General features: G+C 70.4%; 22 protein-coding genes. 13 read left to right on the top strand and 9 right to left on the bottom strand.

What is annotated here, in order from left to right; genetic code table 11:
- Positions 1 to 14 precede the first annotated feature (14 nt).
- Positions 15 to 2,270 carry a protein kinase domain-containing protein gene (locus tag AB0I23_RS01380; protein ID WP_359105740.1) on the top strand — a complete coding sequence of 752 codons (2,256 nt, stop codon included), beginning with the start codon at positions 15 to 17 and terminating at the stop codon, positions 2,268 to 2,270.
- On the opposite strand, the gene AB0I23_RS01385 is transcribed toward AB0I23_RS01380, so the two are convergent.
- The gene (locus AB0I23_RS01385; protein WP_359105743.1) at positions 2,271 to 2,915 is read right to left on the bottom strand and encodes a PepSY domain-containing protein; all 645 of its coding nucleotides are present in this window, start codon (positions 2,913 to 2,915) and stop codon (positions 2,271 to 2,273) included.
- Positions 2,916 to 3,035: 120 nt separating this feature from the next.
- Between AB0I23_RS01385 and AB0I23_RS01390 the strand changes: the two genes are divergently transcribed.
- Complete coding sequence (locus AB0I23_RS01390; protein ID WP_359105746.1) at positions 3,036 to 3,698, top strand: response regulator transcription factor; 663 nt, start codon at positions 3,036 to 3,038, stop codon at positions 3,696 to 3,698.
- Positions 3,695 to 5,185, top strand: coding sequence for a sensor histidine kinase (locus tag AB0I23_RS01395; RefSeq protein ID WP_359105748.1), 1,491 nt, complete (start codon positions 3,695 to 3,697; stop codon positions 5,183 to 5,185). The genes AB0I23_RS01390 and AB0I23_RS01395 overlap by 4 nt, the downstream gene beginning before the upstream one ends.
- A gap of 43 nt (positions 5,186 to 5,228) precedes the next feature.
- Here the strand turns inward: AB0I23_RS01395 and AB0I23_RS01400 are convergent, their stop codons facing one another.
- The 4 genes from AB0I23_RS01400 to AB0I23_RS01415 all read right to left on the bottom strand — a co-directional run bounded on the left by AB0I23_RS01400 (position 5,229) and on the right by AB0I23_RS01415 (position 7,902).
- On the bottom strand, positions 5,229 to 5,705 hold the full coding sequence (locus AB0I23_RS01400) for a MarR family winged helix-turn-helix transcriptional regulator (protein WP_358857444.1): 477 nt from the start codon (positions 5,703 to 5,705) through the stop codon (positions 5,229 to 5,231).
- A 150-nt stretch (positions 5,706 to 5,855) separates the two neighbouring features.
- Positions 5,856 to 6,623, bottom strand: a complete 768-nt coding sequence (locus AB0I23_RS01405) for an AIM24 family protein (protein ID WP_359105751.1) — start codon at positions 6,621 to 6,623, stop codon at positions 5,856 to 5,858.
- Positions 6,620 to 7,270, bottom strand: a complete 651-nt coding sequence (locus AB0I23_RS01410; RefSeq protein WP_359105754.1) for an AIM24 family protein — start codon at positions 7,268 to 7,270, stop codon at positions 6,620 to 6,622. The genes AB0I23_RS01405 and AB0I23_RS01410 overlap by 4 nt, the downstream gene beginning before the upstream one ends.
- Positions 7,270 to 7,902, bottom strand: coding sequence for an AIM24 family protein (locus tag AB0I23_RS01415; RefSeq protein ID WP_266990470.1), 633 nt, complete (start codon positions 7,900 to 7,902; stop codon positions 7,270 to 7,272). Before AB0I23_RS01415 ends, AB0I23_RS01410 begins: the two co-directional genes overlap by 1 nt.
- Before the next feature lie 211 nt (positions 7,903 to 8,113).
- Here AB0I23_RS01415 and AB0I23_RS01420 point away from each other — a divergent pair, with 211 nt between their 5' ends.
- Positions 8,114 to 8,464, top strand: a complete 351-nt coding sequence (locus AB0I23_RS01420; RefSeq protein WP_359105757.1) for a DUF3817 domain-containing protein — start codon at positions 8,114 to 8,116, stop codon at positions 8,462 to 8,464.
- Positions 8,461 to 8,754: an MTH1187 family thiamine-binding protein gene (locus AB0I23_RS01425; protein WP_359105759.1), complete on the top strand. Its 294-nt coding sequence runs from the start codon at positions 8,461 to 8,463 to the stop codon at positions 8,752 to 8,754. Before AB0I23_RS01420 ends, AB0I23_RS01425 begins: the two co-directional genes overlap by 4 nt.
- Before the next feature lie 55 nt (positions 8,755 to 8,809).
- Here the strand turns inward: AB0I23_RS01425 and AB0I23_RS01430 are convergent, their stop codons facing one another.
- The gene (locus AB0I23_RS01430) at positions 8,810 to 9,808 is read right to left on the bottom strand and encodes an ArsR/SmtB family transcription factor (RefSeq protein ID WP_359105762.1); all 999 of its coding nucleotides are present in this window, start codon (positions 9,806 to 9,808) and stop codon (positions 8,810 to 8,812) included.
- Between the two features lie 73 nt (positions 9,809 to 9,881).
- Between AB0I23_RS01430 and AB0I23_RS01435 the strand changes: the two genes are divergently transcribed.
- From AB0I23_RS01435 to AB0I23_RS01450, 4 genes are all read left to right on the top strand, one after another.
- On the top strand, positions 9,882 to 11,366 hold the full coding sequence (locus tag AB0I23_RS01435) for an MFS transporter (protein WP_359105764.1): 1,485 nt from the start codon (positions 9,882 to 9,884) through the stop codon (positions 11,364 to 11,366).
- Positions 11,367 to 11,376: 10 nt separating this feature from the next.
- Entirely contained in the window at positions 11,377 to 11,886 is a 510-nt protein-coding gene (locus AB0I23_RS01440; RefSeq protein WP_359105767.1) for a MarR family winged helix-turn-helix transcriptional regulator, read from the top strand.
- Positions 11,887 to 11,944: 58 nt separating this feature from the next.
- The gene (locus AB0I23_RS01445; protein WP_037689368.1) at positions 11,945 to 12,277 is read left to right on the top strand and encodes a DUF3817 domain-containing protein; all 333 of its coding nucleotides are present in this window, start codon (positions 11,945 to 11,947) and stop codon (positions 12,275 to 12,277) included.
- An 84-nt stretch (positions 12,278 to 12,361) separates the two neighbouring features.
- Positions 12,362 to 14,062, top strand: a complete 1,701-nt coding sequence (locus AB0I23_RS01450) for an acyl-CoA mutase large subunit family protein (RefSeq protein WP_359105771.1) — start codon at positions 12,362 to 12,364, stop codon at positions 14,060 to 14,062.
- Between the two features lie 19 nt (positions 14,063 to 14,081).
- Here the strand turns inward: AB0I23_RS01450 and AB0I23_RS01455 are convergent, their stop codons facing one another.
- Positions 14,082 to 14,711, bottom strand: coding sequence for a TetR/AcrR family transcriptional regulator (locus tag AB0I23_RS01455; protein ID WP_359105774.1), 630 nt, complete (start codon positions 14,709 to 14,711; stop codon positions 14,082 to 14,084).
- 397 nt (positions 14,712 to 15,108) lie between these two features.
- On the opposite strand from AB0I23_RS01455, the gene AB0I23_RS01460 reads away from it, so the two are divergent.
- The 4 genes from AB0I23_RS01460 (at position 15,109) to AB0I23_RS01475 (ending at position 19,283) form a co-directional block, all read left to right on the top strand.
- Positions 15,109 to 16,086: a tetratricopeptide repeat protein gene (locus tag AB0I23_RS01460; protein ID WP_359105777.1), complete on the top strand. Its 978-nt coding sequence runs from the start codon at positions 15,109 to 15,111 to the stop codon at positions 16,084 to 16,086.
- A 598-nt stretch (positions 16,087 to 16,684) separates the two neighbouring features.
- Complete coding sequence (locus AB0I23_RS01465) at positions 16,685 to 17,323, top strand: DUF6230 family protein (protein ID WP_359105780.1); 639 nt, start codon at positions 16,685 to 16,687, stop codon at positions 17,321 to 17,323.
- Between the two features lie 102 nt (positions 17,324 to 17,425).
- Positions 17,426 to 18,019, top strand: a complete 594-nt coding sequence (locus AB0I23_RS01470) for a DUF6114 domain-containing protein (protein ID WP_359105783.1) — start codon at positions 17,426 to 17,428, stop codon at positions 18,017 to 18,019.
- A complete protein-coding gene (locus tag AB0I23_RS01475) occupies positions 18,009 to 19,283 on the top strand; it encodes a hypothetical protein (RefSeq protein ID WP_359105786.1) in 1,275 nt (424 codons plus the stop codon). Before AB0I23_RS01470 ends, AB0I23_RS01475 begins: the two co-directional genes overlap by 11 nt.
- A gap of 181 nt (positions 19,284 to 19,464) precedes the next feature.
- On the opposite strand, the gene pyk is transcribed toward AB0I23_RS01475, so the two are convergent.
- On the bottom strand, positions 19,465 to 20,895 hold the full coding sequence (gene pyk, locus AB0I23_RS01480) for a pyruvate kinase (protein ID WP_359105788.1): 1,431 nt from the start codon (positions 20,893 to 20,895) through the stop codon (positions 19,465 to 19,467).
- A 74-nt stretch (positions 20,896 to 20,969) separates the two neighbouring features.
- A complete protein-coding gene (locus AB0I23_RS01485; RefSeq protein ID WP_359105791.1) occupies positions 20,970 to 22,319 on the bottom strand; it encodes an acetate kinase in 1,350 nt (449 codons plus the stop codon).
- Positions 22,320 to 22,322 lie beyond the last annotated feature (3 nt).

The raw sequence follows: 22,322 nt of genomic DNA on the forward strand, positions 1-22,322 counted from the left end.
AAGTGGAGTGCGCGGTGATCGAGCCGCTTCCGGCCGGACAACGCCGGGTGATCGGTCCGTACCAACTGCTCGGGCTGCTGGGCGCGGGCGGCATGGGCGAGGTGTATCTGGCCAGGCCGGTCGTGCCCGAGGAGGGGCGTCTGGTCGCGCTGAAGACCATCCGCGCCGATCTCGACCTCGACGACGGTTTCCGCATCCGTTTCCGCCGCGAGATCGATGCCGCCGGGCTGGTACGCAGTCCGCACACCGCGGCCCTCGTCGGTGGCGACCCGGGCGACCGGCTGCCCTGGCTGGCGACGGAGTACGTCCCCGGTCCCTCGCTCGCCGAAGCGGTCACGCGCAGCGGTCCGCTGCCGGAGCCGGTGGTACGGGCGCTGGGCGCCGGTCTTGCCCGGGCGCTCGCCGACATGCACGCCGTGCGGGTGCTCCACCGCGATCTCAAGCCCGGCAATGTGCTGCTGGGCGCCCACGGGCCGAAGGTGATCGACTTCGGGATCGCCCAGGCCTTCGACGCCACTCAGCTGACCCGGACCGGCGTCGTGGTGGGCAGCCCGGGCTACATCTCGCCCGAGCACGTGGGCGGCTCGCGGGCGCTCGTACCGGCGTCCGATGTGTTCTGCCTCGGCGCGGTCCTCGCCTTCGCGGCGAGCGGACGGGGGCCGTTCGACGACTCCGACATGGCGGCCGTGATCTTCCGGATCTCCCAGGGGGATGCCGAACTGGCCGGTGTGCCGGCGCGGTTGCGTGCGGTGATCGAGCGATGCCTCAGCAGTGGCCCTGCCGACCGCCCGACCCCGCAGGAACTGATCGCCCTGTTGCAGCCGGGGGAAGCGGCGCCGAGGGCATTCGTGTGGACGGACGGGGTGCGGGCGCAGCTCGCCTCGTACGAGGCGGATGCCCGCGCCTGTGCCGACGCGGCTCCACCGGCGTGGGCGGACCGGCCGATGCCCGCGCCTGTGCCCCCTTCCCACACGCCGACCTTCCCCGGGTACGCCCCAGCGGTGGGCACGACCGCGGCGGGGGGTGCATCCCGGAGCAAGCGGCTGCGCAGGGGAGCGGCGGTCGCCGCTGTCGTCGTATGTCTCGTGCTCGGCTTCGTGCTCCTGCCCGGTCTGTTCAAGCCGGACGGAAGCGGCGGTGGTGCGGCGACCGGTGCGGACCCGAGCGAGTCCGCGGCCACGCCCGCCGCGAAACGGCCGACCGGACCGGTCGTCGTTCCCGCCGCGGACGCGGGGCACACCGGAGACTTCGGGAGCGCGGGCGCGGACCGTTCGCTCCGGTCGGCCGACTGGCAGCCCTGGAGCGCGAAAGTCGCGGACGGCGAAGTGGGATGTGTGCTGGCGAGCGCGGCACTGGTCTGCGCCGGTACCGGGGGCGTCACCGCGCTGAATGCCGCGGACGGCTCACAGCTGTGGAAGACGGGTACGGGGACGGGTACGGCGCTGATGGGTGGGGCCGTGAAGGACACGGCCTACGCCTTCGTGGACGGACGCCTTGTCGGGTTCCGCGTCCGGGACGGTCACGAGGTGTGGAGCCTGCCGCTTCCCGCCGGGCAGCGCGCCACCACCGCCGTCGAGAAGGACGGCGTCCTTTTGTACGTCACCCAGGACGAAGGCGCGTCGGCGGGGAAGCTGTATGCCCGTCGACTCACCGGCGACCGCGCGCAGCTGTGGACGCGCCCGGTCGACGGGGGCGACGTCACGCTGGCCGCCGCCGGGGACCGGGTCGTCGTGGTGGGCCGTTCCCTCGACGTTCTGGACGCCGCGAGCGGCCGGCCGACCGGACGAGTCGAGAACGGTGGAGACCGGTGCGGCTCACCGGTGCTCGCCGGGCACGAGCTGCTCTGCACGGCCGACGCCGACGGCCTGAACGTCATCGATGTGAACTCCCCGCAGCGGGGTGGGCGGACGATTGCCGCAGGGATCCATGCCATCAGGCGGCCCGCCGTCTCGGACGACGGCACGGTCGTCGTGACCGCCGAGAACCAGGTGTACGCGTACGGTCTCGCCGACGGCGGACTGAAGTGGACCAGCGGTGACACACTCGGCTTCGACGGCACGCCCCATGTGGTGGGTGACCAGGTCGTTGTCACCACAGAGGAGTCGATGAAGTCGTACGACCTGCACGCGGAGGGGAACAACGGGAGCGGGAGCGGGAAGCGCTACACCGGCTGGCCCGAGAAGAAGACCGAGCCGGTGCTGATCGCGAGCGGCGACATGAACTTTCTGATCTTCGCCACAGGGCTGGTGGTCTCGGGGTACGGCCTCTGATCAGTCGTCGCCGTGGTCGTCCCCGTGGCGGCCGTCGTCCGAGCGGTCCGCGGAGACCGCAGCGGTCTTCGCGTCCACACGCAGCTTGTGATGCTTGCCGTCCTTGCCCTTGATGCCGACCTCCCAGCGCAGCGCGCCGCTGCGGCCGACGGCGTCGTCCAGCTCGATCGAGACGACCGTGCCCGGCGCCGTACGCAGTGCCGCGTCGGCCGCCGCGCCGAGCGGGACCGGCGCCGAGCGGGGGGCGTGCCGGTCGCGGTCGTCGTTGTCGTCGGAGGCGTGCGTGCCGAGCACCTTCGCGCTTCCCGCGTGGACCGTCACGTCGTGCCAGGTCCGGTCGGAGCCGTACACGTCGAGTTCCCAGACGGGCCTGCCGTCCTCGTTGTCCCGCTCGGCCTCGGTGACCGTGCCGGGGACCGCTTTGACGGCCGCCGCGACGGCCTCGTCCAGGCCGACGCGCGCGGTGGCGTCCTGGCTGCCGTCGTCCGGGCCGACGCGGGTGGTGGCGTCCTGGCCGCTGTCGTCGTGGACGGTCCGGCCGTGGTCGTCCCGGCCGTGGTCGTCCGCGAAGGCGACGGCCGTGACGGTCCCGCCGCCCATGAGTACGGCCGCGGCAACGGCGGCGATGGCGATCTTGCGCTTCATGAGGGTTCCTCCCCGATCGGGTGGCCGGTGTGCGATGTCCTCCACACTGCCGGGGTGATGCTGAACGCGGGCTGAAGCCACCTGAAGCCGTCTTCAGGTTCGGTTTGCGACGCTGTGCGTATGCGCCTGTTGATCGTGGAGGACGAGAAGCGGCTGGCGATGTCCCTGGCCGGGGGACTTACCGCCGAGGGCTTCGCCGTCGATGTCGTGCACGACGGCCTCGAAGGGCTGCACCGGGCGGGCGAGGGGGCGTACGACCTCGTGATCCTCGACATCATGCTGCCCGGGATGAACGGCTACCGGGTCTGCGCCGCCCTGCGCGCCGCCGGTCACGAGGTGCCGATCCTGATGCTGACGGCGAAGGACGGGGAGTACGACGAGGCGGAGGGGCTCGACACCGGCGCCGACGACTATCTGACCAAGCCGTTCTCGTACGTGGTGCTGGTCGCCCGGATCCGTGCGCTGCTGCGGCGCCGCGGCGGCGGTTCCGCCTCGCCCGTGATCGCCGTCGGCGCGCTGCGGATGGACACCGCGGCCCGCCGCCTCCTTCTCGGCGAGGACGAAGTCACGCTCACGGCCAAGGAGTTCGCCGTACTTGAGCAACTGGCGCTGCGGCCGGGCCAGGTGGTGAGCAAGGCGGACATCCTGGAGCATGTCTGGGACTTCGCGTACGACGGGGACCCGAACATCGTCGAGGTGTACGTCAGCGCACTGCGGCGCAAGCTCGGCGCAGCGTCCATCCGGACGGTGCGGGGCGTCGGCTATCGGTTGGAGGCGCGGTGAGGTCGGTACGGGCCAGGGCCGCGGCCGGCGCCACGGTGGTGGTCGCCGTCGCGCTGATCGGCGCCGGGATCGCCGTACTCCTCGTGCTGCGCGCCAACTTGACCGACCAGGCCGGACTGCAGGCGGAGGTGGCGGCACGGGAGGTCGCCGGGCAGCTGGCCCTCGATGTGCCGTACGGCCGGCTGGACCTGCCCGACGAGGAGGAGCACCCCGTCCAGGTGACCGACGAGGACGGGCGGCTGGTCGCCGCGTCCAAGGGCCTGGAGGCGGTCTCCGGGACCGGTACGGACCGGGTCACGCCCAACGCGTCGCAGGCGCCGGGAAGTTCCGGCAGTGGCGACGGCACCGACGACGACGGAAGCGGCGACCGCCACGGCGGCGACGACGACCGCGACGACGACGCGAACACCCCCGGCCGCGGTGAGGTGTCCACCGGCGACCCGGACTTCAACAACGGCACCGCCACCGTCGACGGCGACACGGCCGCCTACCGCTTCGCCGCCGTCTCCGCGACCACCAGCACCGGTGTGACCCTGACCGTCCACGCGGGCGCCCCGCTCGCCACCGAACAGAAGGCGGTGGGCAGTGTGCGCGCAGCGATGCTGATCGGGCTGCCCGTCATGCTTCTGGTCGTGGCCGCGGTGACCTGGCTGGTGACGAGGCGCGCGCTGCGGCCCGTCGAGGGCATCCGGGCGGAGATGGCCGCGATCACGGCGTCCGAGGACCTGTCCCGGCGGGTGCCGGAGCCCGGCTCGCGCGACGAGATCGCCCGGCTGGCCCGTACCACCAACGCAACCCTGACCGCGCTGGAGGCCTCCGCCGGCCGGCAGCGCCGCTTCGTCGCGGATGCCTCGCACGAGCTGCGCAGCCCGATCGCCTCGCTGCGCACCCAGCTCGAGGTGGGCGCGGCCCATCCGGAGCTGCTGGACCTGCCCGGCGCGGTCACCGACACCGTACGACTCCAGGCGCTGGCCGCCGATCTGCTGCTGCTGGCCCGGCTCGACGCGGGGGAGCGGCCGGGGAACACCCGGGTGGACCTGGGCGCGCTGGTCCACGAGGAGGTCTCGCAGCGCACCGGCGACCGGATTCCGGTGGCGATGTCGGTGCCGGAGTCGGGAGCCCTCGAAGTCGTTGGCGCGCGCGGGCAGTTGGCACGCGTGATCGGCAACCTGCTGGACAACGCGGAGCGTCACGCCGAGAGTTCGGTGGCTGTGTCGGTCCTCACGGATCGCGGCAGCGTGGTGGTCACGGTCACCGACGACGGGGCGGGCGTCCCGGAATCCGAACGCGAGCGCGTCTTCGAACGCTTCGTCCGCCTCGACGACGCCCGGTCCCGGGACGAGGGCGGCGCGGGTCTGGGACTTGCCATCGCGAGGGACGTGGCCCAACGGCACGGAGGCACCCTGACGGTGACCAGGGCCGCGGAGGGCGGCGCCTGCTTCGCACTGCGCCTGCCCGGACCGGAATCAAGCCCGTGCGGCGATTGAGGTGGGCGCGCTCACCCCGAGCAACGCCGCCCCCGCACGCGCGCTACGGCTTGCCCCGCCGCCCCCGCAAGTGCTCCGCGACCGGCGTCAGCGCCGCGTGCAGGTCCGCCAGTGCCTCCGGCGTCAGCAGGTCCATGAAGTGCTTGCGCACCGATGCGACATGGTGCGGCGCGACCTTCTGCATCGTCTCCGCGCCCGTCTCCGTGAGCACCGCGTACAGACCGCGCCGGTCGGACTCGCAGTTCTCCCGGCGGACCAGCCCCGCCGTCTCCATGCGGGTGATCTGGTGCGAGAGCCTGCTCTTGGACTGCAGTGTGGCCGTGGCCAGGTCGCTCATCCGCATGCGCTGGTCCTCCGACTCCGAGAGGTTCACCAGGATCTCGTAGTCGTTGTTGGTCAGGCCGAACGGCTGGAGGTCCTTCTCCAGCTGGTGCATCAGCAGCCTGCTGACGTCCAGGTGGGTGCGCCAGGCGCACTGCTCCGCGTCGCTCAGCCACTGGGTGGCCGTCTCGGTCTCCATATGTGGATTCTACCTAAGAAGTTGAAAGCTGGACGAAGTGGAGTGCTGTGACGCCGGGCACCGGCCTGGGGCACCGGCCCCGGAAACGGCTCCGGGACCGGTGCCGACGCTGGGCGCAGGCATTCTAGGTCACGCTCCGCAGACTACCGTTCACAGACCGAAGCGACGCTGGAGGTCCCCCAGCTGGCCGGGCAGGCGGGGGGCGGCGCCGGGTTGCCCCGCACCGCCGCCCGGAACCCCTGCCTGCTGCGGCGTCGCCCCCGTCGGCTGCTCCGCCATCAGGACCTCGGTCGACTGGAGCAGCACCGTACCGGCGCCGACGAACTCGAACTGATGCTCCTCGCCCGACGTCCCGCCGATCCCGGTCAGCGACCTGAGCCCGCCCATCACGCCCGTCATATAGCCGTGGTCGTAGTGGTGGCACGGCGAGGGGCAGTCCGCCCAGCCCACCAGCGCCTGCGGATCGACCCGCAGCGGCGGCTCCATGAAGACCACCGGACCGTTGGACGCGGCCACGAACTTCCCCGTGCCGATCAGCGTGAGAAAGCCCGGCACGATCGACTGCTTGAGTGCCAGCGTCGGCTGGTACGCGAGGAGGTTGCCGGAACGGATCGTCAGGTTCCCGTCCTCCAGGTCGTACGAGTTCACGTCGAACGCCCGGTCGGCGAGCAGCATCTTGCCGCTGCCCTCGGCCACCACCCAGTCGCTCGCGTGCAGCGGGGAGTGGAAGCTCGTACGGATCAGCCGCTCGAAGCGGCCGTGGCCGATGCCGTTGAACTCGATCCGCCCGTAGTAGGCGATCATCTTGCCCTTCTGCAGGAACCACTGGCTCCCCTTGAGCTCCACGCAGAAGGTGTAGGCGTTGACGTTGTCGTCCGACGGGAGCGTCATCGGGTCAAAGATCACGGGCGTGCTCACAGCTTCTCCTCCGACGCCTGGACGTACACCGCGCCACTGCCGCTCAGCTCCAGCTGGAACGCCTCGCCGCTGCCGCGCCCCACCATGTCGCGCCAGCCGAGGGCGGTGGAGAGCTTGTTGCGTACGTCGCCGTGGTGGGCGACGTACGCCTGCGGGTCCACATGCACCTCGCGGCCCGGCGTGATGGGCAGCTCGATCACCCCGCCGTGAGCCATCACCGCGACCGCGCCATGACCCTTCAGCGTCGTGGTGAACAGGCCCTGCCCGGTCACCTGGCCGCGCACCATGCCCATGACCCCGCCCTGCGACCCCATGAACATCGTGCCCTGTTGCAGCGTCCCGTCGAAGGCGAGCAGCCGGTCGGCCTCCACGTACAGGGTGTCGCCGGCCAGGTTGATGACCTGGATGTGATGGCCGCCGTGGCCGAACATCACCGTGCCGCTGCCTTCGACCGTCATCAGCGGCGTCGCCTCATCGGCCATCCGCCGGCCGATCATCGACATCACGCCGCCCTGGCCGCCCTGGATGTTCGGGGTGAACGACACCTCGCCGCGGTACGCGAGCATCGCGCCGCGCTGGCTGTACATCTTCTGGCCGGGGATGACCGTCGCCTCGACCATCTTCGAGTTGATCTCACGGAACGGCATCAGACATCGCCCCCGATGGTGTTCCGCTCGCTGGGCTGCACGTAGACGAGCCCCTCGCCCTCGAATCTGATCTGGAACGACTCGCCCGAGCCCTCGCCCATCAGCGTCCGGAAGTTGACCCCGGACTGGAAGTGCTGCTGCAGATTGCCCTGGTGGGCGATGTACGCGCCGGGGTCGACGAACAGCGGGTACTGGGCGGTCACCCGCAGCACCACGGCCGAACCGTCCGACATGATCGCCGCCTGGCCGGTGCCCTCGACGGTGGTGGTGAACAGGCCGTTGCCGGTCGCCCCGCCACGCAGCCCGGTGAAGGTGGTCCCGGTGCGCAGCCCCGCATCGGTGCAGAGCAGGTTGCTCGCCTCCACGTAGAGCTTCTCGCCGCGCAGCGAGACGAGGTTGATCTCGCTCGCGCGGTCGGCGAAGTAGCAGGTGCCCTGCCCGCTCACCTCCATCACGGTCATCTGCTCGCCGGTCAGCCGACGGGTCACCATGCCGCGGATGCCCTCACCGCCGCCGGACATCTTCTTGAACGCCATCCGGCCGTCGTACGCGACCATCGAGCCGTTCTTCGCCTTGACGGCGTCGCCGGTCAGATCGACGGCGAGCGTCTTGCTGCCTTGGAGTCGGAACATTGCCACCCTGTGACGGTAGCGGCAGGGGGCCTGGGCCCGACAGGGTCTCCGGGCCTATCCGGACCCTGAGTCGACCCTGATATGCGCCGATACGTTCCCCGGAGTGTCGACCGGCCCCCGCCCCCGGACCCGGTGGGTGACGATGCCACAATGGGACACGCTTGTGCCTGTATTCACAAGCTGTGACGACCCTCCCACCGAAGGTGCCCTCGTGGACATCAAGACCGCTACCGCCCTGCACCGGCTGCGCCTCATCTCGATTCCCGAGGCGCTCTCCTTCCCGGCGCTGATCATCTTTGGCTCGATCCTCAGCCGCGTCTCGGACATCGACTTCCTGATGATGCCGCTCGGCATGCTGCACGGCGTCCTCTTCGTGACCTACGCCGTCCTGCTGCTGGACGTCTGGTCCAAGACCAAGTGGCCGTTCAAGCGCGTCGCGTTCTTCTTCCTGCTGGCGCTGCTGCCGTTCGGCGGGCTGTACGGCGACAAGGCACTGAAGCGCTACGAGGCCGACGGCGTCATCGCTGCCCGCGCCCGCCGGGAAGGCGTGGTCAGCGCATGATCGTCGCCTTCTCCGTCAGCCCGCTGGGGGTCGGCGAGGACGTCGGCGAGTACGTGGCCGACGCCGTCCGGGTCGTCCGCGAGTCGGGGCTGCCCAACCGCACGGACGCCATGTTCACCTCAATCGAGGGTGAGTGGGACGAGGTCATGGACGTCGTCAAGCGCGCCGTCGCCGCCGTCGAGTCCCGCGCCGGACGCGTCTCCCTCGTCCTGAAGGCCGATATCCGGCCCGGTGTCACCGACGGCCTGACCTCCAAGGTCGAAACGGTCGAGCGGTACCTCGCCGACTGACGCCCCTGCGCTCCCCCCGCAGACCCCTCTCGCCGCACGGCGAGGGGGGTCTCCGTCACCCGGAGTGCGTCTCGGGCTCCACCGCCAGCGCGATCCCGAGCGGAGTCCGCTCGTACAGCACCTGGTGCCCGTACCGCCGCGAGGTCAGCAGCCCGGCCGCCCGCAGCACGGACAGATGCTCCGACACGGAGGACGGCGCGAGGCCGAGCCGGTGGGCGAGTGCACTCGTCCCCGCCGGTTCGTCGAGCATGCACAGGACATCGGCCCGGGCCCGCCCGAGCAGCCGCGCGAGCGTCTGCGGCGTACGGTCGGCGGGTTCCGTCCACAGGCCACCGATCCCGCGCGCCGGATAGATCACCGCGGGCTGGTAGGGCGGCTCGTACCCGCTGACCACATCCGGCCAGGCGAAGACGCTCGGCATCAGGACGAGACCCTGCCCGCCGAGCACCCGGGAGTGCCGGCCCCGCGTCCCGACGAGCGTGAGCGTCGAGTCCGCCCAGCTCAGCTGGGGACTCAGCTCACCGAGCAGCCGCGCGAAGCCGACCGCGGCGAGCCGGCGCGAGTGGTACGCGATGTCCGCCTCCAGCAACGCGCGCAACCGCGGCCAGTCCGGCTCGACCAGGACCCGCCACGCCTGTTCCAGCAGCGCGGACAGCTCCCGCTGCGCGCGGGCGGGGTCGTCGAGCACCGCCCGTCCGGCGGGGGAGTCCAGCGCCCCCGGCACACAGGCGAGCGTCAGAGTCAGATCCTCACGGACGAGCTCGGGGTCGATGGCGCGTACCCCGGCGATCTCCTCCTCGAACGAGGCATACGGCCCGAGCGGTGGCGGGCAAAGAAAGTCCGGATTGTGCCCGCTCTCCGGCATCAGCGACCACAGCGGCCCGAGGTCGAGCCCGGCGGCGGCGCTCCGGATGCGCCGCAGCCACGGCTCGTGGTAGCCGTGGTTCCCGGGGCGCAGGAGGGTGCGGACCGCCTGTTGCGTCTCCCAGAGCGGGGAGAGGGCGAACCTGCAGCGCAGCAGATCGGTCTCGTCGAAATGCAGGTGGAACGGCATCGGCGGCCTCGCGAAGATTCGGTGTCAGCCGAAAGTCTAGGGAGTGCGGGCCCTCCTCCTCCACGCTGCGTCCATGCCGAGCAACAGCCCCGCCCCGGCGGGCAGCCCCCGCGACGCGGTGGACACCCCGAGCGACCCGACGGGCACATCGCCCCACGACCCGTCAGCCGCACACCGCGTGGCGAACGCCCACCCCGCCCGAGCGGCGCAGTCCCCGGCACCGTCCCCGGAGCGCGCCGACCCCATTGACCCGAACCCGTCGCCCGCGCTCCGGGCTCCGGCTTCCGTCCCGGACCCGAGCACGCCCGGCGGTTACCGCGCTGTCTTCGCCGTACGGGAGTTCCGGGCCGTCTTCGCCGCGCATCTGCTCTCCCTCCTCGGCGTCGTCGTCAGCGAGCTCGCGCTCACCGTCCTCGTCTACGACCTCACCGGCTCGCCCCTGCTCAGCGCCCTGACCTTCGCGCTGGGCCTCCTCCCTTACCTGATCGGAGGCACCCTCTTCGCCGGGGTCGCCGACCGCTACCCCGCCCGCCGGGTCCTGGTCACCTGCGATCTGCTCTGTGCGGGCTGCGTCGCCGTCATGGTGCTGCCCGGCACTCCGGTCGGCGGGCTCCTCGCCCTGCGCTGTGTCGTCGCCCTCGTCTCGCCCGTCTTCACCGGGACGCGGACGGCTGCGCTCACCGACATCCTCGGCGAGGGCGACCTCTATGTACTGGGCCGCTCGCTGCTGCGGATCGTCTCGCAGAGCGCACTGCTGATCGGCTTCGGCGTCGGGGGGGTGCTGCTCGCCGCGGTGTCCCCGCGCGGAGCGATCACGATCACCGCCGGGACTTTCCTCTGCTCGGCGGCGCTGCTCCGCTTCGGCACCCGCGACCGGCCCGCCCGGGTCGGCGGCGACGGCGGTGGCGGCGCTCTGTTCAAGGACTCGCTCGCCGGCGCCCGAACCGTCCTCGCCGATCGCAGGATCCGCGCGCTGATGCTGCTCTTCTGGGTGCCGCCGATGTTCGTCGTGGCACCGGAGGCGCTCGCCGCACCGTACGCGGACGAGATCGGCGCCGGCTCGGCCGCGCTCGGGCTGCTGATGTGTGCGATGCCGGCCGGTCACATCGGCGCCGAGCTGTACGCCGGCAGCGTGCTCTCCCCGCGCGCCCGCTCCCGGATCGTGCTGCCGATCGCCGCCGCCGCCCTGCTGCCGCTCCTGCTGTACGCGTTCCGCCCCGGCCTGGTCCTGACACTGGTCGCGCTCGCGCTGGCCGGGGTGGGAGCGGCCTACGTCATCGGCCTCGACCAGTGGTTCGTCGACGACGTCCCGGAGGAGCTGCGCGGCCGGGCCATGACCCTGCTCACCGCCGGGCTGATGACGTTCCAGGGCATCGGGATGGCCCTCGCCGGGCTCGCCGCCGAGTTCGTCCCCGTACATCAGGTGGTCGCCGGGGCCGGTGTGATCGGTACGGTGTGCACGCTCCTGCTCGTCCGCGAGGTAAGGAACACCGAGCCCGCGCACGGTCTTCGGACCGAAGTTCGAGACGGGGCTGACCAGCATATGACCAGTGGGTAAGGTCGATGCCGTGCCGAAGCCGCTCAGTCTCCCGTTCGACCCCATCGCCCGCGCCGACGAACTCTGGCAGCAGCACTGGGGTCCCGTCCCCTCGATGGGGGCGATCACCTCGATCATGCGTGCGCAGCAGATCCTGCTCGCCGAGGTCGACGCGGTCGTCAAACCGTACGGGCTGACCTTCGCGCGGTACGAGGCGCTGGTGCTGCTCACCTTCTCCAAGGAGGGTGAGCTGCCGATGTCCAAGATCGGCGAGCGGCTGATGGTCCACCCCACCTCCGTCACGAACACCGTGGACCGGCTGGTCAGGTCCGGTCTGGTCGACAAGCGCCCCAACCCGAACGACGGCCGCGGCACCCTCGCCTCGATCACCGACAAGGGCCGCGAGGTCGTCGAGGCGGCCACTCGGGACCTGGTGGACATGGAGTTCGGGCTCGGGGTGTACGACGCCGAGGAGTGCGCGGAGATCTTCGCACTGTTGCGCCCGCTGCGGATCGCGGCCAAGGACTTCGAGGAGAAGTAGCACCGCGCGCCCCGGCCCGCTGCAAGATCGCCCCCGGTGCCCCGTTACGCTCCATGTCATGAAACGCAGTGTGTTGACCCGGTACCGGGTGATGGCCTACGTCACCGCCGTCATGTTGCTGGTGCTCTGCACCTGCATGGTCTTCAAGTACGGCTTCGACACCGGTGCGGGGCTGACGCTCGTCGTCTCCCAGATCCACGGTGTGCTGTACATCATCTACCTGATCTTCGCCTTCGACCTGGGCTCCAAGGCGAAGTGGCCGCTCGGCAAGCTCCTGTGGGTGCTGATCTCCGGCACGATCCCGACGGCCGCGTTCTTCGTCGAGCGCAAGGTCGTCCAGGAGGTCGAGCCGCTGATCGCGGACGGCTCCCCGGTGACCGCCAAAGTCTGACCCGCCCCACCCGAACCGCCCCGCGCAAAGCGCCGGGCGGTTGGTCATCGACATTTACTAGGACGTCCTAGTAAATTGGGATCCATGGACGCTGACGCGATCGAGGAAGGCCGCCGACGCTGGCAGGCCCGTTACGACAAGGCCCGCAAGCGTGACGCGGACTTCACCACGCTCTCCGGGGACCCGGTGGAGCCCGCGTACGGGCCCCGCCCCGGGGACACGTACGAGGGGTTCGAGCGGATCGGCTGGCCCGGTGAGTATCCCTTCACCCGGGGTCTCTACCCGACCGGCTACCGCGGCCGCACCTGGACCATCCGCCAGTTCGCCGGCTTCGGCAACGCCGAGCAGACCAACGAGCGGTACAAGATGATCCTCGCCGCGGGCGGCGGCGGGCTCAGTGTCGCCTTCGACATGCCGACGCTGATGGGCCGCGACTCCGACGAGCCGCGCTCGCTCGGCGAGGTCGGGCACTGCGGTGTCGCCATCGACTCCGCCGCCGACATGGAGGTCCTCTTCAAGGACATCCCGCTCGGCGACGTCACGACATCCATGACGATCAGCGGACCCGCCGTCCCCGTCTTCTGCATGTACCTGGTCGCCGCCGAGCGCCAGGGCGTCGACCCGGGGGTGCTCAACGGCACGCTCCAGACCGACATCTTCAAGGAGTACATCGCGCAGAAGGAGTGGCTCTTCCAGCCCGAGCCCCATCTGCGCCTGATCGGCGACCTGATGGAGCACTGCGCGCGCGACATCCCCGCGTACAAGCCGCTCTCGGTCTCCGGCTACCACATCCGCGAGGCGGGGGCGACGGCCGCGCAGGAACTCGCGTACACCCTCGCCGACGGCTTCGGGTACGTGGAGCTCGGCCTCTCCCGGGGGCTCGACGTCGACACCTTCGCCCCCGGTCTCTCCTTCTTCTTCGACGCGCACCTCGACTTCTTCGAGGAGATCGCCAAGTTCCGCGCCGCCCGCCGGATCTGGGCCCGCTGGATGAAGGAGGTGTACGGGGCGAAGACCGACAAGGCGCAGTGGCTCCGCTTCCACACCCAGACCGCCGGGGTCTCCCTGACCGCCCAGCAGCCGTACAACAACGTCGTACGGACCGCGGTCGAGGCGCTGTCCGCCGTCCTCGGCGGCACCAACTCGCTGCACACCAACGCCCTCGACGAGACCCTCGCGCTCCCTTCCGAGCAGGCCGCGGAGATCGCCCTGCGCACCCAGCAGGTGCTGATGGAGGAGACCGGCGTCGCCAACGTCGCCGATCCGCTGGGCGGTTCGTGGTACGTCGAGCAGCTGACCGACCGGATCGAGGCCGACGCCGAGAAGATCTTCGACCGGATCAAGGAGCGCGGCACCAGGGCGCACCCGGACGGGCAGCACCCCATCGGGCCCATGACCTCCGGCATCCTGCGCGGCATCGAGGACGGCTGGTTCACCGGTGAGATCGCCGAATCCGCGTTCCGGTACCAGCAGTCGCTGGAGAAGGGTGACAAGCGCGTCGTCGGCGTCAACGTCCACCACGGCTCGGTCACCGGCGACCTGGAGATCCTGCGGGTCAGCCACGAGGTCGAGCGCGAGCAGGTGCGCGAGCTCGCCGACCGCAAGGCCGCGCGGGACGACGCCCGGGTCCGCGCCTCGCTGGAGGCGATGCTGGCCGCCGCCCGCGACGGCTCGAACATGATCGGGCCGATGCTGGACGCCGTCAGGGCCGAGGCGACGCTCGGTGAGATCTGCGGGGTCCTGCGGGACGAGTGGGGCACGTACACCGAGCCGCCCGGCTTCTGAGGGCCTTCGGGGCCGCCCGCTACGTGGCGGCTGCCGCACCCAGCCCCGCAAGCAGCAGAACGGTGAAGCGCCGGGCCCAGTCCTCGTCGACGGGCTCGGCGCTGACCAGCGTCCGGTGCACGACCGCACCGGCGATCACATCGAAGATCAGGTCGGCGGTCGAGGCCGCCGTCGCCTCGTCCGGTTCGACGGGCAGCTCGCCGCGCTGCTGCGCCCGTCGCCGTCCCAGCAGCACGAGCCGCTTCTGCCGGTCCACGATCGAATCGCGGATCCGGGCCCGCAGCGCGTCGTCACGGGTCGACTCGGCGACCACGGCCATCAGCGCCGTCCTGGTCTCCGGGCGGTCCAGCAGCGCCGCGAACTGCAGCACCACGTTGTGCACATCGGCCGACAGGCTGCCCAGGTCCGGCAGTTCCAGTTCGTCGAAGAGGACCGCGACGGCGTCCACGACCAGTTCGTTCTTGCTCGCCCAGCGCCGGTAGAGCGTCGTCTTGGCGACCCCGGCCCGCGTCGCCACATCACCCATCGTCAGCTTCGACCAGCCGAGGTCGACCAGGGACGCGCGGCAGGCCTCCAGGATCGCCTCGTCGGCCGCGGCACTGCGCGGTCGTCCCGTTCGCGCGGGTTCGGGGTGGCCGGGGCTCAGCATGCCGTGACCATACCCGCCAGTAAGAGGCCGCGCAGACAGGTGGGGTGGCGGCGCCGCCCCTCGGCACGCGACGCCGCCCCACCTGTCTGCGCGGCCTCTAAGGAGAACCGGCCGGTCGCGTTCGCCGTGAGACAGATCACCGGACGCTCCCGTGCGCGAGGGGTGCGGGACAGTTACGCTACGGGTCGTAGCGTAAGGACGACGGCCAGTCCGTTGTCACGCCGTGAGCGAACGACAGCCACACATGCCGGGTGGGGACCCGGCGCCGAAAAACAGGCCCTTCGAGGGTCGTCGAGCCGTGGAGGTCCGCGCGTCCCGCACACCGGCGGGTACCACGGACGGATGCGGTTCCCGGATCGCTTTCCGGAACAGCCTGCCGAGGGGGGAGGATGTACGTATGCAGCCTAGGAACATGTCCATGAGCGGCGTCGTCGACCTCGCCGCGGTGAAGGCGGCCGGCGAGGCCAAGGTGAAGGCGGAGCAGGCCCGTGCCGAGGCCGCCCGGCAGGGTGGCGGCGGCGCCGTCCCCCCGTCCTCCCTGGTGATCGATGTCGATGAGGCGGGCTTCGAGCGCGATGTCCTCCAGCGCTCCGCCGAGGTCCCCGTCGTCATCGACTTCTGGGCCGAGTGGTGCGAGCCGTGCAAGCAACTGGGCCCGCTCCTGGAGCGCCTGGCCCACGAGTACAACGGCCGCTTCGTACTGGCCAAGGTCGACGTCGACGCCAACCAGATGCTGATGCAGCAGTTCGGCATCCAGGGCATCCCGGCGGTCTTCGCCGTCGTCGCCGGGCAGGCCCTCCCGCTCTTCCAGGGCGCGGCCCCCGAGACCCAGATCCGGCAGACGCTGGACCAGCTGATCCAGGTCGGCGAGGAGCGGTTCGGGCTCACCGGGATCGCTGTCGACCAGGAGGCCGCCGGCCCGGACGCCGGGCAGGGACCGGCCGAGGTGCCCGCAGGACCGTACGACGCACTGCTCGAAGCGGCCGTGCAGGCGCTGGACGCCAATGACTTCGGCGGCGCCGTCCAGGCGTACAAGAACGTGCTCGCCGACGACCCGGCCAACACGGAGGCCAAGCTCGGCCTGGCCCAGGCCGAACTGCTCGGCAGGGTGAGGGACATGGACCCGCAGCAGGTCCGCGACGACGCCGCCGAGAAGCCGGCCGATGTGGCGGCGCAGATCGCCGCCGCCGATCTGGATCTGGTCGGCGGTCATGTCGAGGATGCCTTCGGGCGTCTCGTCGAGACCGTCCGCCGGAATTTCGGCGAGGACCGGGACGCGGCGCGGCTGCGGCTGCTGGAGCTGTTCGACGTCATCGGCCCCGACGATCCGCGCGTCGTCGCGGCGCGCACGGCGCTGGCGCGCGTCCTGTTCTGATGTGACAACACGGCCGTGGCGTCCCTGGGGCGTCACGGCCGTTTTCGCGATCGGGCGACAACGGCCGCCCTCGCTTTACCAAATCTTGATAAAAGCACGGGCTGTTACTGCCAGTAAATCGTGCATGGGGTTCTGTCCGCTTTGGGGCCTCAATTCCCCCTTTTCTCCTTGCGTGCGACGCCACCCTGTGTGGCCGGGTGGCGCCGCCTTGTCGTGCCTTGGTTATCGGGCCGTTACTAGCGAGTAACGAACCCCCTTGTGCCGCGGGCGCTAATGCACCACGATCGGCCACGCTCGGTCCAATGACGCCAGCCCGGCCACCAGTCGGCGCGGCGGCCGATTTGGGTCCCCATCGAGTGGGTCGGCGGCAGTGGCGCCGACCGCGGACAGGGGGGTTCCTGCCGTCCGGCAGGGCCTGTCCGAACAGGTTGCGCGAACGCGTGGCCAGTGGTTGTCGCTCGGGGGTGATCGCCAGTGATTCGGACGCGGTTGACGCCTCCGGTTCCGGCGCTCTCCTTTCCGGGGACGTAGCACTTCTCCCATCCCAGGACGGGCTCCGGCCCGGACCGGAGATGTACGTCCGAGAAGGAGGAAAGTCATGGAGTCCCAAGTTCGTGGCGGGACCAGATGGAAGCGGTTCGCTCTCGTCATGGTTCCGAGTGTGGCCGCGACGGCCGCCGTCGGTGTGGCCTTGGCGCAGGGCGCGCTGGCCGCGTCGTTCAGCGTCTCCGGCCAGTCGTTCAAGGTGACGGCGCAGCACCTGGACGGCAAGGGCTTCTCGCAGTACGGCGGCATAGACGTCGGCTACGCGGAGCTCGAGGGTGACAAGAAGACGGTGCACCCTGTCGCGATCTCGTCGTTCAAGTCGGCCGACATCACGGGCATGTGCCAGTCCGTCGTCACGCCGGACATCCCGGTCCTCGGGTCCGTCAGCCTCATGCTGAAGGCCGGCGGCAGCGGTACCCCGGTCCACGCCGAGAACCTGTACCTCGATGTCGCGGATCTGGACGCCGACGCCAAGTTCAAGAACATCGACATCGGTGTTGCGACGAAGGACGCCTCCAAGGGTCCGGCCATCAAGTCCGGCGAGAACGTCAAGGAGAACGGCTTCGCCCAGCAGGCGGACCGCGCGATTCTCGACAACGTGAAGCAGAGGGCGTGGGCCACCACAGCCGGCACCTTCAATCTCAGCGGGCTGAGCATGCGCCTCTACAACGGCGTCAAGGAGTGCTACTAAGCACTCCGTCCGGGCGGGCGGAGGAGCGGCCACGCTGCTCCGCCCGACCGGCTCCCTCTTCTTTTCTTTCACAGCAATACCGGTTCCAGGGAGCTGTTTTCCATGAGCGCCGACTCCACGGGGCAGAACGAGCACTACACCCGCGTCCTTCGGCAGCGTTTCCGTGCCTGGCGGGGCAGCCGGCCGTTCTGGGCGGGCCTGCTCACCGCACTCGGTGGGGCGCCGATCGCGTACTTCCCGTACGCCAATTTCAAGATCGGCCACCTCACGCTGGCCATGGCGACCACCGCGGGCGCGGGCTCACTGATCATCGGTGTACTGCTGGTCACGCTCGGTCTGACCATGTGGTTCCACCAGATCGTCCGGGTGTTCGCCGGTGTCGCCTCGATCCTGCTGGCGCTGGTCTCCATTCCGGTGTCCAACCTCGGCGGTTTCGTGATCGGGTTCCTGCTCGCCATGATCGGTGGCTGCCTCGCCCTTTCCTGGGCACCGGGCACGCCGGTCGCCGGGCAGCCGGCCGGGCCCGAGGCCGGACGTTCCCCGAAGGGCCCGGCAGGGCCCGAGGGCGCGCTGCCGGACGGTGCCGGCCCGCACCACGGTGCCGCGGGGACGTTCAGCCCCGGTCCGGCTCCGTGGAACGACGACAGCACGAACGGCAAAGTCGACGCAGGCGGCGGGAGGAACAGTGCGGGGTGACGAGACGCAGCTGAACTCGACCGGGGGAGAGGATCTCCGGGCGAGAAGCGGGCCGCGCCACGCGGCCCCGAGGAAGTCGCTGCTGACGAAGCTGCACATACCCGCAGGCAAGGCCTTCGCGCTCGCCGCGATGCCGACGGCTGTCTTCGTCGGGATGGGACTCACCCCCAAGCTCGCGCTGGCCGACGACGCGACGGACATCCCGTTCGCGCCGGGCCCCTGCGTGACACGTTCGGACGAGCCGAGCCAGTCGCCGGAACCCTCGGCGTCCGCGTCGGAGACGAAGACACCGTCCCCGTCCGCCAGTGCGTCCACCGGGGCCGCCGACAGCGGTGCGGACCAGAGCGCCGAAGCGACGCCGAAGCCGTCGGCGACCCCGTCGGCGAACGGAGCGGCGGACCAGCAGAGCGTGGCGCCCGCCGCGACGCCGAGCGCCTCCCCGTCGCCCACGGCGACGAACAACCCGCTCGACCCACTGGGCGTCGGCGACGCGCTGGGGGACCTCTTGGGCGGACCGGACCAGGAGACGGCGAGCCCGTCCCCGAGCGCCACCACCGCGTCCCCGAAGCCGTCGGCGTCCGCGACGAGCGAGCCCGCAGCGAAGCCCGTATCCAAGGTGACGGACGCCGCGAAGGACACCGTCGACAAAACCGCCGACGCCATCCGCGGCGCGGCCGACAAGGCGGGCACGTCGGTCGAGGAGCTCGACGAGAGCGCCAAGGGACTCGACCCCAAGAAGGACGACGACATCCCGGACGGCGCCAAGCAGCCGTTCCCGTGCCCCACCGCCGACCCCAAGGCGCTGGCCGCGGCGGACCTGGAGCAGGGCATTCCCAGGGTTCCGAACCAGCCGTGGATCCTGGAGAGTTCGCTGCTCACCCTGAACGGGCTCGACTACAAGGGCATCGTCGAGGTGGAGAAGGGCGACGGCACGACGAAGAAGGTGCTGAAGTTCACCGCGTCGTCCATCGACATCAAGGACCTGCACCAGCTGATCGAGGGTCCGGCCGGCACCACCGGCCACGTCCAGGCGCGGAAGGGTTCGACGTCCACCATCCGCGACGGCACGGTGACGATGTACACGGAGGAGCTGAAGGGCAACCTCTTCGGCCTCATCCCGATCACGTTCAGCCCCGAGACCCCGCCGCCGCTGAACGTGCCGTTCGCGTTCTTCACCAACGTGAAGGTGACCCAGGCCGGCCAGTTCGGCGGCACGCTCACGGTGCCTGGGCTGCACAACTACTTCACCCGCGGCAACAGTTGATGAAGTGACCCAGACCGACCGGCAATTGGGGGGTGGGTGAAGGTGCGTGCCCCAGCCCCGTGACGCCGCCCCCCATTGCCGGTCGGTCTCAAGAACCCGTCAGGGAGCCGCACAAGGCTGTGGCCCGCACCTCCGTCGAAGGGGATGCGGGCCACAGTCGTATGCCGGTGCGGCCGGCTCGTCAGCCGCGGTCGCTGCCGCCCACGTGGTGCACCCGGACCATGTTGGTGGTGCCCGGGACGCCGGGGGGCGAACCGGCCGTGATGACCATCGTGTCGCCGGCGTTGTAGCGGCTCAGCTTGAGCAGCTCCGCGTCGACCATGTCCACCATGGCGTCGGTGTTGTCCACGTGCGGCACGACGTGGGCCTCGACGCCCCAGCTCAGCGCGAGCTGATTACGGGTGGACTCGTCGGTGGTGAAGGCCAGGATCGGCTGCGCGGCGCGGTAGCGGGAGAGCCGGCGGGCCGTGTCACCGGACTTGGTGAAGGCGACCAGCGCCTTGCCGTTCAGGAAGTCCGCGATCTCGCAGGCCGCGCGGGCCACCGAACCACCCTGGGTCCGGGGCTTCTTGCCCGGAACCAGCGGCTGCAGGCCCTTGGAGAGCAGCTCCTCCTCGGCGGCGACGACGATCTTCGACATCGTCTTGACCGTCTCGATCGGGTACGCGCCCACGCTGGACTCGGCGGACAGCATGACCGCGTCGGCCCCGTCCAGGATCGCGTTGGCGACGTCGGACGCCTCGGCGCGGGTCGGCCGCGAGTTGGTGATCATCGACTCCATCATCTGGGTCGCCACGATCACCGGCTTGGCGTTCCGCCGGCAGAGCTCCACGAGGCGCTTCTGCACCATCGGGACCTTCTCCAGGGGGTACTCGACGGCCAGGTCGCCACGGGCGACCATCACACCGTCGAACGCCATGACGACGCCCTCCATGTGCTCGACGGCCTGCGGCTTCTCGACCTTCGCGATGACGGGGACCCGGCGGCCCTCCTCGTCCATGATCTTGTGGACGTCCTTGACGTCGTCGGCGTCGCGCACGAAGGAGAGGGCGACCAGGTCACAGCCCATCCGCAGGGCGAAGCGGAGGTCCTCGACATCCTTCTCGGACAGGGCCGGGACATTGACCGCCGCACCCGGCAGGTTGATCCCCTTGTGGTCGGAGATCACCCCGCCCTCGATGACGATGGTCTTGACCCGGGAGCCCTCGACCTCGACGACCTTCAGCTCGACGTTCCCGTCGTTGATCAGGATCGGGTCGCCCATGTCGACGTCGCCCGGCAGTCCCTTGTACGTCGTACCGCAGATCGACTTGTCACCGGGGACGTCATCGGTGGTGATGGTGAACTCGTCCCCGCGGACCAGTTCGACGGGGCCCTCGGCGAACTTCGCCAGGCGGATCTTCGGGCCCTGGAGGTCGGCGAGTACACCGACCGCCCGGCCGGTCTCGGCGGCGGCCCGGCGGACACGGTCGTAACGGCCCTGGTGTTCCTCGTGGGAGCCGTGGCTGAAGTTGAATCGGGCCACGCTCATGCCGGCCTCGATCAGAGCGACGAGCTGCTCGTGGGAGTCGACGGCGGGACCGAGGGTGCAGACGATTTTGGAACGGCGCATGAGGCGGATCCTATCGGTTTGTTTCACTGCGGAATATTCCGACTGGTGGAAGATACAAAGGGGCGCGGGGGTGCTCAGTTGTCGACCTGTCCGAGCGGTTCGGCCTGCCCGGGCTGCGCGGTCCGTCCGACCTGTTCGACCAGCGCAAAGGTCTGGCCGGCGATCTCCAGCTCCTCGTCCGTCGGCACCACGGCGACCGCGACCCGCGCATGGTCCGGCGAGATCAGCCTCGGTTCACCGGACCGTGCGGCGTTGAGACCGGCGTCCACCGCGAGACCGAACTCTTCGAGACCGGCGATCGCAGCCTCCCGTACGGGCGCCGAGTTCTCCCCGACCCCCGCCGTGAACACCACGGCATCCACCCGCCCGAGGACCGCCGAATAGGCGCCGATGTACTTCTTCAGCCGGTGCACATAGATGTCGAACGCCAGCGCCGCCTGCTCGTCGCCCTCGTCGATCCGGCGCCGGATCTCCCGCATGTCGTTGTCCCCGCAGAGCCCGACCAGACCGCTCTTCTTGTTGAGCAGGACGTCGATCTCGTCGGCCGACATCCCCGCCACCCGCTTCAGATGGAAGGTGACCGCCGGGTCGATGTCCCCGGACCGGGTCCCCATCACCAGCCCCTCCAGCGGGGTCAGTCCCATCGACGTCTCCACGCATCGGCCACCCGCCACGGCCGAGGCCGAGGCGCCGTTGCCCAGGTGCAGCACGATGACGTTGACCTCCTCGGGGGTGCGTCCCAGCAGCTCGGCCGCCTTGCGGGAGACGTACGCGTGCGAGGTGCCGTGGAAACCGTAGCGGCGGATGCGGTGGGCGTCGGCGGTCTCCACGTCGATCGCGTAGCGCGCGGCGTACTCCGGCATCGTCGTGTGGAACGCGGTGTCGAAGACGGCGACCTGGGGCAGGTCGGGGCGGAGCGCCTGCGCGGTACGGATCCCGATGATGTTCGCCGGGTTGTGCAGCGGCGCCACCGGGACGAGCCGCTCGATCTCCGCCAGCACCTCGTCGGTGATCACGGTCGGCTCGGTGAAACGCAGGCCGCCGTGCACCACCCGGTGGCCGATCGCCGCCAGCTCGGGGGAGTCCAGCCCCAGCCCGTCCGCGGCCAGCTCCTCGGCCGCCGCCTTCAGCGCCGCCGTGTGGTCGGCGATCCTGCCCGTCCGCTCGCGTGTCCCGGCGCCTCCCGCCCGTCGCCCACCACCACCCTCAACGGAGGCCCTTCGGGCCCCCTCTTCTGATTCGATCAGCGGGGTGTGCAGCAGGCGAGAGGTGTCCTCGCCGATCCGCTCGACCAGGCCGATCGCGAGCCGGGAGCGGTCGTTCATGTCGAGGAGCTGGTACTTCACCGAGGAGGAGCCGGAGTTGAGGACGAGGACACGACGGGCCTGCACGGCGGCGGAACCTTCCTTCGTGGGGGTGGTCATGCG

It is taken from the genome of Streptomyces atratus (genome assembly GCF_040655115.1).
In the GTDB taxonomy this organism is placed as follows: Bacteria; Actinomycetota; Actinomycetes; order Streptomycetales; family Streptomycetaceae; genus Streptomyces; species Streptomyces atratus_D.